Source organism: Nitratidesulfovibrio oxamicus (genome assembly GCF_015731765.1).
GTDB lineage: Bacteria > Desulfobacterota > Desulfovibrionia > Desulfovibrionales > Desulfovibrionaceae > Cupidesulfovibrio > Cupidesulfovibrio oxamicus.
In genome coordinates, this window is the sequence record NZ_VRYY01000079.1 from 1 (window position 1) to 7,188 (window position 7,188).

The window sequence follows — 7,188 nt, forward strand, 5'->3', positions numbered from 1 at the left end:
GCGCTGGCGCTCGCCGCCCGACAACGTGGTTACCCGGTGCGCGGTCCGGTCGGCCAGGCCGACCAGGGCAAGGGTGTCGCGCGCCCGTGCAAGGGCCTGCGCGCGCGGCATGCCCGCGATGATGGCCTGCATGGCCACGTTTTCCAATGTATCGAATTCCGGAAGCAGGTGATGGAACTGGAAGACGAAGCCTATCTCGCGGTTGCGAAGCCCCGCCTTCTCGTCCGGCGACATGGACCCCATGTCGCGGCCCTGGAACAACACCTGTCCCTGTGAGGGAGTATCAAGGGTACCCAGCAGATGCAAGAGGGTGGACTTGCCCGAGCCGGATGCTCCGACAATGGCCACCGATTCCCCCTGTCGGATGGAAAGGTCCACCCCGCGCAGGATGGTCAGTTGCTCTGCGGGGCCGGCGTACTCCTTGTCCACTCCGGCAAGGCGGTACAGCGGCTCGTCCCCGGAGAGGGGGGCGGCCGCGTCCGGGCCGTGGCCGGGGGCGGGCATGTGCAGAAAATCCGTGCTCATTCGTAGCGCAGCGCTTCGGCGGGTTCCAGGCTGGCAGCCTGGCGCGCCGGGTAGATGGTGGCGACGAAGCACAGCAGCATCGAGCTTGCGCCGATGGCCAGCATGTCGGGCCATTGCAGCAGCACCGGCAGGTGGTCCAGCGAATAGACGCCGTGCGGCAGCTTGATGAACTGGTAGCGCTTCAGAAGTTCCGCCACGCCCAGCCCCAGCGCGTAGCCGAGGCCGGTGCCGATGGCCCCGATGACCGTGCCCTGCAGCATGAAGATGCGCCGGATCATGCCCCGCGTGGCCCCCATGGACATGAGTATGGCGATGTCGCGCGTCTTTTCCATGACCAGCATGACCAGCGTGGTGATGATCGAAAACGAGCCCACCAGCACGATGAGCACCAGAATCACGGCCATGGCCGTCTTTTCCAGCTTCAGCGCGGCGAACAGGTTGGCGTTCATCTCCATCCAGTGGCGGGTGTACAGCGGGTAACCGCCCACGGCACGGGTAACCCGTTCTGCCACCTGATCCGCCTTGTACACGTCGGTGACGGCAAGCTCCACGCCGGAAACGGCGCCGTCGGGCAGGCCCAGCACGTCGCGCGCGGCGTCAAGCGACACGAACCCCAGCGACGAATCGTATTCGAACATGCCGGTGGAGAACACGCCCACCACCATGAAGGGACGGATGCGCGGGGCAAACCCGGCGGAAGTCTTCTGCCCGGCGGGCGACAGCAGGTTCACCCGGCTGCCCACCACCACGCCCAGACGCTGGGCCAGTTCGTCGCCGATGATCACGCCGGGCGGGCCGGAGTAAACGCCGTCGGCACCCGTGCGCGGCGCAAGATCGGCCACGCTGCCCTTGGTCATGTTGGAAAGAATGCCCAGCACCGAAGGGGCGGACTGCGGGTCTATGCCGCGCAGCACAAGGCCTTTCACCCCGTGGGGGGTGGAGAGCATGACTTCGGAATAGATGAACGGCGTCGCGCCGCGCACCCCGTCCACCTGCCGTATCCTGTCGATGAGATGCGGCGCGTCGGTAAGGCCGGTGCGGTCTGCGGACATGACGATGCCGTGGGCATTGGCGCCCAGGATCTTGTCGCGCAGGTCGGTGGTGAAGCCGTTCATGACGCCCAGCACCACGATCAGCGACGCCACCCCCAGCGCCACCCCCAGGATGGAGGTGACGGAAATGACGGAAATGAATGTCTGCCTGCGCCGCGCGAACAGGTAGCGCAAGGCCACGAACAGTTCGAAGCTCATGCGGCGGAGCCTAGCTTTCCGGCTTCAGCAGCGGGAACAGGATGACCTCGCGGATGGAGGGCGAGTCGGTCAGCAGCATGACCAGTCGGTCGATGCCCACACCCTGCCCTGCCGCGGGCGGCATGCCGTATTCCAGGGCGCGCAGGTAGTCTTCATCCATGAAGTGCGCCTCGGCGTCGCCTGCTTCCTTTTCGGCCACCTGGTCCATGAAGCGCATGCGCTGGTCCACGGGGTCGTTCAGTTCGGAGAAGGCGTTGCCCAGTTCGCGCCCGGTGATGAACAGCTCGAAGCGGTCCGTCACGTCGGGCCGATCGTTGTTGCGGCGCGACAGCGGCGAGATGTCGGTGGGATAATGATAGATGAAGGTGGGCTGGATCAGCTTGCCTTCCACGTCCAGGTCGAACAGCTTGGCCTGCAGCTTGGCCATCTTCTCGCCGTCCACCACCTTTTCGCCCCGTTCGCGGATGTATTTGCGCACCGCTTCGTAGTCGTTGTAGAATTCCGGCTTGTGCCCGCCGATCTTCTCCAGCGAATCATGGAACGAAAGACGCGTCCAGCGGCCCGGGGTAAGGTCCACCTCCTGGCCCTGGTAGGTCACCACGTATGAACCGCACACCTTCTCCGCCACATGGGCGAACAGTTGTTCGGTCAGGTCCATGAGGTCCTCGAAGGTGGCGTAGGCCCAGTAGAATTCGCACATGGTGAATTCCGGGTTGTGCCGGGTCGAGATGCCTTCGTTGCGGAAGTTGCGGTTGATCTCGAACACCTTCTCGAACCCGCCCACCAGCAGGCGCTTCAGGTACAGTTCCGGCGCGATGCGCATGTACAGTTGCATGTCCAGCGCATTGTGGTGGGTGATGAACGGCATGGCCGTGGCGCCGCCGGGAATGGGCTGCATCATGGGGGTTTCCACCTCCATGAAGCCTTTTTCCTCCAGGAAGCGGCGGAACTCGCGCACGATCAGGGTGCGCTTGCGGAAAATCTCGCGCGTGCGCGGCGTGACGATGAGGTCCACGTAGCGTTGGCGATAACGGGTCTCCACGTCCTTCAGGCCGTGGTACTTTTCGGGCAGGGGCCGGATGGACTTGGTGAGCAGGATACACTGGTCGCACGACAGGGTCAGTTCGCCCGTCTTGGTGCGGAACAGCGTGCCGGAAACGCCCACGATGTCGCCGATGTCCAGCTTCTTGAAGTTGCGGTACGGGTCTTCGCCCAGCACCTCTCGGGCGGTGTAGCATTGCAGGCGACCGCTCTTGTCCATCAGGTGGAAGAAGGTCACCTTGCCGAACGAGCGCTGCGAGACGATGCGCCCCGCGCAGGTGAAACGCGTGTCGACGTTTTCCAGTTCCTCGGCGGTCAGCCCCTCGTATTCGGCCGCAATGGCCGCCACGTCGTGCTGTTTCACGAAACCGTTGGGATACAGGGCAACGCCGTCGTCCAGCAGTTCACAGGATTTGACCACCCGGTTCTTGACGACTTCGTTCAGTTCGTCGCGGGCTTCCAGACTTTCGAGCATGGGCATGAAATATTCCGCCCGCTCGGACTTGGTGGCAAGCTTGATCTTCTTGCGCTTTGACTGTTCCTGACTGCTCAAGGACGTTCTCCGTGGACCTGTTGATTCTGCCGGATGCCGGACTGCTACGGGTATGCCAATTGAGTGCGGCAGTCAAGAAACGCCCAAGCCGCCCGTTCGTCAACAGTTTTTTCGCGCTGCGCGATTTTTTGCTTGACCGTCCGGCCCGTTGCGGGTACTTCACCCTCCGCGCCGGAAAACGCCCGGCGCACCACGTTCCCCGGTGGCTCAATTGGCAGAGCGGGTGACTGTTAATCACTAGGTTGGCGGTTCAAGTCCGTCCCGGGGAGCCAGAACGCAAGGGCGCATGACCATGGTCATGCGCCCTTTTGCATTGCCTGTCCCCGCGCGAACCGGACGCAAACCGCGCGCCCGCGCATGGCGCGACCTGGGGCCGCATCTTTACACCACCCTCCGGTCCGGGTACTGGCGATCAGTACGGCTCCATTCACCTGTCACCCTTGAAGCAAGGCCCCCCGTGGACCACCTCCGGCTCCTCACGGATCTCCATCGCCATGCCGCACGGCAGGGGCCAGGCGGAGAGGCCGAATCACGTCAGGCAATGCGGTTGGCCGGCCTTGCCCCCTCGCGCCCTTTGGAAATAGCGGACATTGGCTGCGGAACAGGCGCCGCTGCCATCCTGCTCGCAAAGGAACTGGATGCGCACGTCACGGCCGTGGACTTCCTGCCGGAATTCCTCGACGAGCTTCGCTCGAGAGCTCATTCACAGGGAGTGGCGGACAAGATAACCACTTGTGCCTGCTCCATGGACGCCCTGCCTTTTGCCGACGCGTACTTCGACGTTATCTGGAGCGAAGGCGCCATCTACAACATGGGCTTCGAGGCTGGCGTCTCGACCTGGCGCCGGCTGCTGAAACCGGGCGGAATGCTGGTCGTGTCCGAGATAACCTGGCTTGGGGCGACGAGACCGCCCGAAATCCAAGCGCATTGGGAGGGGGAATACCCCCAAATCGATGTCGCCTCGGCAAAAATCGCGATTCTAGAACGCCACGGATACAGCCCCTGGGGCTATTTTGTCCTGCCAAGGCATTGCTGGACAGAACATTATTACCGCCCAATGCAACGCCGTTTCCACGCCTTCCTGGAACGCCATGGCCGAAGTGACGCGGCAAGGGCCGTCGTCGAAGCCGAGAAAACGGAAATCGCCATGTACGAGACACACGGCGAGCATTACGGTTATGGCGTGTATGTTGCGAAGAACATCGGGAGATAAGGCCAGCCCCGACCAACCTGACCGACCATTTTCGCCATCACCCTGCCGTTCCTGCTCCTCGCCCGTCAGCCAAGTTGGCAGCTGCTGGACATAGCGTGACATATTTACTATCAAATTAGCCATAAAAGAAATTTCGGCGGGGCCTCGCCACCCTGCCGCGTAGTGCCGCACCTTTACCCTTCGCGCTCCTTCCCTCCTCGCGCCCATTTCGCGCCCCCCATGTCTCCGCTCGGCGCGGCCGCTCTCCCCCTCATGTGCGCCTTGTGCCACATGCAACCCGCCGCATGGCCCCCGTGGTCCATGTTGTGCGCAACCCGACAAGGAGGAAGCTTCCCACCCACCACCCCGCCGCCCCCGTTCCGCGCCGTCGCCATTGACGCGGAGCAGGCGCTCGGAGGGGCAGCCTTAGGATTCCACACGCTTCACCCACCGCAAGACACGGAGGAGGACTTCGTATGGCTGGGGAAAACAAGCTGGGGATTTCCGTACTCTGGAAGACCGAGGACTGGCTGGCCGTCTGGCTTGGCTTTCTGATCATCATCCTGATCCTCGGCGGTCTCACCGTCACCCTTCCCAAGTTCAAATGGACCACCGACGGCGAATTCGCCCAACTCGCGGAAGGCAAGGCCCCCGAGGTAACGGCGTTCGCCCTGCAGGCTACCCAGAAGGGCGAGACGGGCGTGGCCACGTCCGCCGCCCTGCTCCAGACTGCCCTTGCGGGCAAGGACCGCAAGGCCGTGGGAGATGCCGCCAAGGCCCTGGCCGACGCCGCCAAGGCCGCAAAGGACAAGGACATCAAGAAGAAGGGCGGCGCAATCGCCAAACTCCTGGGGGACAACGCTGGCGCGCTGCTGCCCAAGGTGTTCGCCGCCGCCAACCTCACCGGTTCCCTCATCCTGCTGGTGGGCCTGCTGGCGGTGGCGTCGCTGGGCATCGTGCTGCTGGGGCGCAACATCGGCAGCTTCCTGGTGGGCTTTCCCGCGGTGTTCGTGCTGGCGTGGCTGGCCCAGTTCATCGCGGGCAACTTCACCATCAACGACTACGGCATCGAATACGTGCTGTGGTGCCTGTTCCTGGGGCTCATCGTCAGCAACGTCCTCGGCCTGCCGCAATGGATGCGTCCGGCGGTGCAGACCGAGTACTACATCAAGACGGGCCTGGTCATACTGGGCGCGGGCATCCTGTTCGGCGAAATCGTGCAGGCCGGGATGTACGCCATAGTGCAGGCCCTGCTGGTGATCACCGTGGTGTGGTACTTCACCTTCTGGCTGTGCAAGAAGCTGGACATCGACGACGAGTTCTCGGCCATGCTCTCCTCGGCCGTGTCCATCTGCGGCGTGTCGGCGGCCATCGCCACATCCGGCGCGGTGCGGGGCGACCCCAAGAAGCTCTCGTACGTCACCTCCGTGGTGCTCATCTGCGCGGTGCCCATGATGGTGCTGCAACCCATCATCGCGAAAATGACCGGAATGCCCGACCTGGTGGCGGGCGCGTGGATGGGCGGCACCCTCGACACCTCCGGTTCGGTGGTGGCGGCGGGCGCGTTGGTGAGCGAAACGGCCATGAAGATCGGCGTCATCGTCAAGATGGGCCAGAACGTGTTCATCGGCTTCGCCGCGTTCTTCCTGGCGGTGTGGTGGGCCTACAAGGAATCGGCCCACCTGCCCGGCGGGCAGAAGCCCAGCGCCATGGAGATATGGGACCGCTTTCCCAAGTTCGTGCTGGGGTTCATGGCCGCTTCGGTGCTGTTCTCGTTCTTCCTGCCCGGAGACATGGTCAACGCCACCAAGTCTACCCTCAGCGGGCTGCGCACCTGGTGGTTCGCCCTGGCCTTCACCTGCATCGGGCTTGAGACGCGCTTCAGCGAACTGGCCAGCCTTGGCGGGGGCAAGCCCGCCCTGGCCTTCGTCATCGGGCAGGGGGTGAACATCATCTGGACGCTGGTGCTCGCCTACCTGATCTTTGGCGGCGCGCTGTTTCCGCCTCCGCCCATGTAACCTGGTCGCCATGTAACCGGTCGCACCTGCAAGCGACCACAAAGACGAAGGATATTACAACCCGCGCCGGGGGCTGCCCGCCCCCGGCGCACCATCACGTTCCCCCACACCCGAACGGGAGCACACCATGACCCATCCCGCATGGCACGCCATGGCCACGGACGATGTGGCTCGCACCCTGGGCACGGACCCGACGCGTGGTCTTTCCGCCAGCCAGGCAGAGGAACGCCTGTCCCGGCACGGCCCCAACGAACTGACCCACGAGGAGCGGGCCTCACCCCTGCGCATGTTCCTGGGGCAGTTCGCCAACGTGCTCATCGTCATCCTGCTGGCGGCCGTGGTTCTTTCCGCCGCCGTGGGCGAGGTGGTGGACGCGGCCATCATTCTGGTCATCGTGCTGTTCTGCGCGGTGCTGGGTTTCGTGCAGGAGTACCGGGCGGAACAGGCCCTGGACGCCCTGAAGAAGATGCTCTCGCCCACCACCAGCGTGCTGCGCGACGGCGCGGAGGCGCGCATACCTTCGGCCCAGGTGGTGCCCGGCGACGTGGTGCTGCTGGAGGCGGGTGACCGCGTGCCCGCCGACGCGCGCATCGTCGAGGCCCACGCCCT

At 64.1% G+C, this 7,188-nt stretch carries 7 protein-coding genes and 1 tRNA gene; 5 read left to right on the plus strand and 3 right to left on the minus strand.

Features of this window, described 5'->3' with window-relative positions; genetic code table 11:
- The 3 genes from FVW20_RS03725 to lysS all read right to left on the minus strand — a co-directional run.
- Positions 1 to 504, minus strand: a 504-nt coding sequence (locus tag FVW20_RS03725) for an ABC transporter ATP-binding protein (protein WP_196608357.1), incomplete at its 3' end; no start/stop codon positions are given.
- A gap of 17 nt (positions 505 to 521) precedes the next feature.
- Positions 522 to 1,775 carry a lipoprotein-releasing ABC transporter permease subunit gene (locus FVW20_RS03730; RefSeq protein WP_196608352.1) on the minus strand — a complete coding sequence of 418 codons (1,254 nt, stop codon included), beginning with the start codon at positions 1,773 to 1,775 and terminating at the stop codon, positions 522 to 524.
- A 10-nt stretch (positions 1,776 to 1,785) separates the two neighbouring features.
- Positions 1,786 to 3,291: a lysine--tRNA ligase gene (lysS, locus tag FVW20_RS03735; protein WP_231038835.1), complete on the minus strand. Its 1,506-nt coding sequence runs from the start codon at positions 3,289 to 3,291 to the stop codon at positions 1,786 to 1,788.
- An 89-nt stretch (positions 3,292 to 3,380) separates the two neighbouring features.
- On the opposite strand from lysS, the gene FVW20_RS03740 reads away from it, so the two are divergent.
- From FVW20_RS03740 to FVW20_RS03760, 5 genes are all read left to right on the plus strand, one after another.
- Entirely contained in the window at positions 3,381 to 3,596 is a 216-nt protein-coding gene (locus tag FVW20_RS03740) for a hypothetical protein (protein ID WP_196608354.1), read from the plus strand.
- Positions 3,566 to 3,641 (plus strand) — tRNA-Asn (locus tag FVW20_RS03745). Before FVW20_RS03740 ends, FVW20_RS03745 begins: the two co-directional genes overlap by 31 nt.
- A gap of 185 nt (positions 3,642 to 3,826) precedes the next feature.
- A complete protein-coding gene (locus tag FVW20_RS03750) occupies positions 3,827 to 4,582 on the plus strand; it encodes a class I SAM-dependent methyltransferase (RefSeq protein ID WP_196608355.1) in 756 nt (251 codons plus the stop codon).
- Positions 4,583 to 5,037: 455 nt separating this feature from the next.
- Complete coding sequence (locus tag FVW20_RS03755) at positions 5,038 to 6,579, plus strand: YeiH family protein (protein WP_196608356.1); 1,542 nt, start codon at positions 5,038 to 5,040, stop codon at positions 6,577 to 6,579.
- A gap of 127 nt (positions 6,580 to 6,706) precedes the next feature.
- A partial coding sequence (locus FVW20_RS03760; RefSeq protein WP_269145807.1) for a cation-transporting P-type ATPase occupies positions 6,707 to 7,188 on the plus strand: 482 nt, incomplete at its 3' end.

Excerpts from the sequence above, each read along its gene's own strand:
- FVW20_RS03730 (WP_196608352.1), bottom strand. The coding sequence starts at position 1,775 with ATGAGCTTCGAACTGTTCGTGGCCTTGCGCTACCTGTTCGCGCGGCGC.
- lysS (WP_231038835.1), bottom strand. The coding sequence starts at position 3,291 with ATGCTCGAAAGTCTGGAAGCCCGCGACGAACTGAACGAAGTCGTCAAG.
- FVW20_RS03755 (WP_196608356.1), top strand. The coding sequence starts at position 5,038 with ATGGCTGGGGAAAACAAGCTGGGGATTTCCGTACTCTGGAAGACCGAG.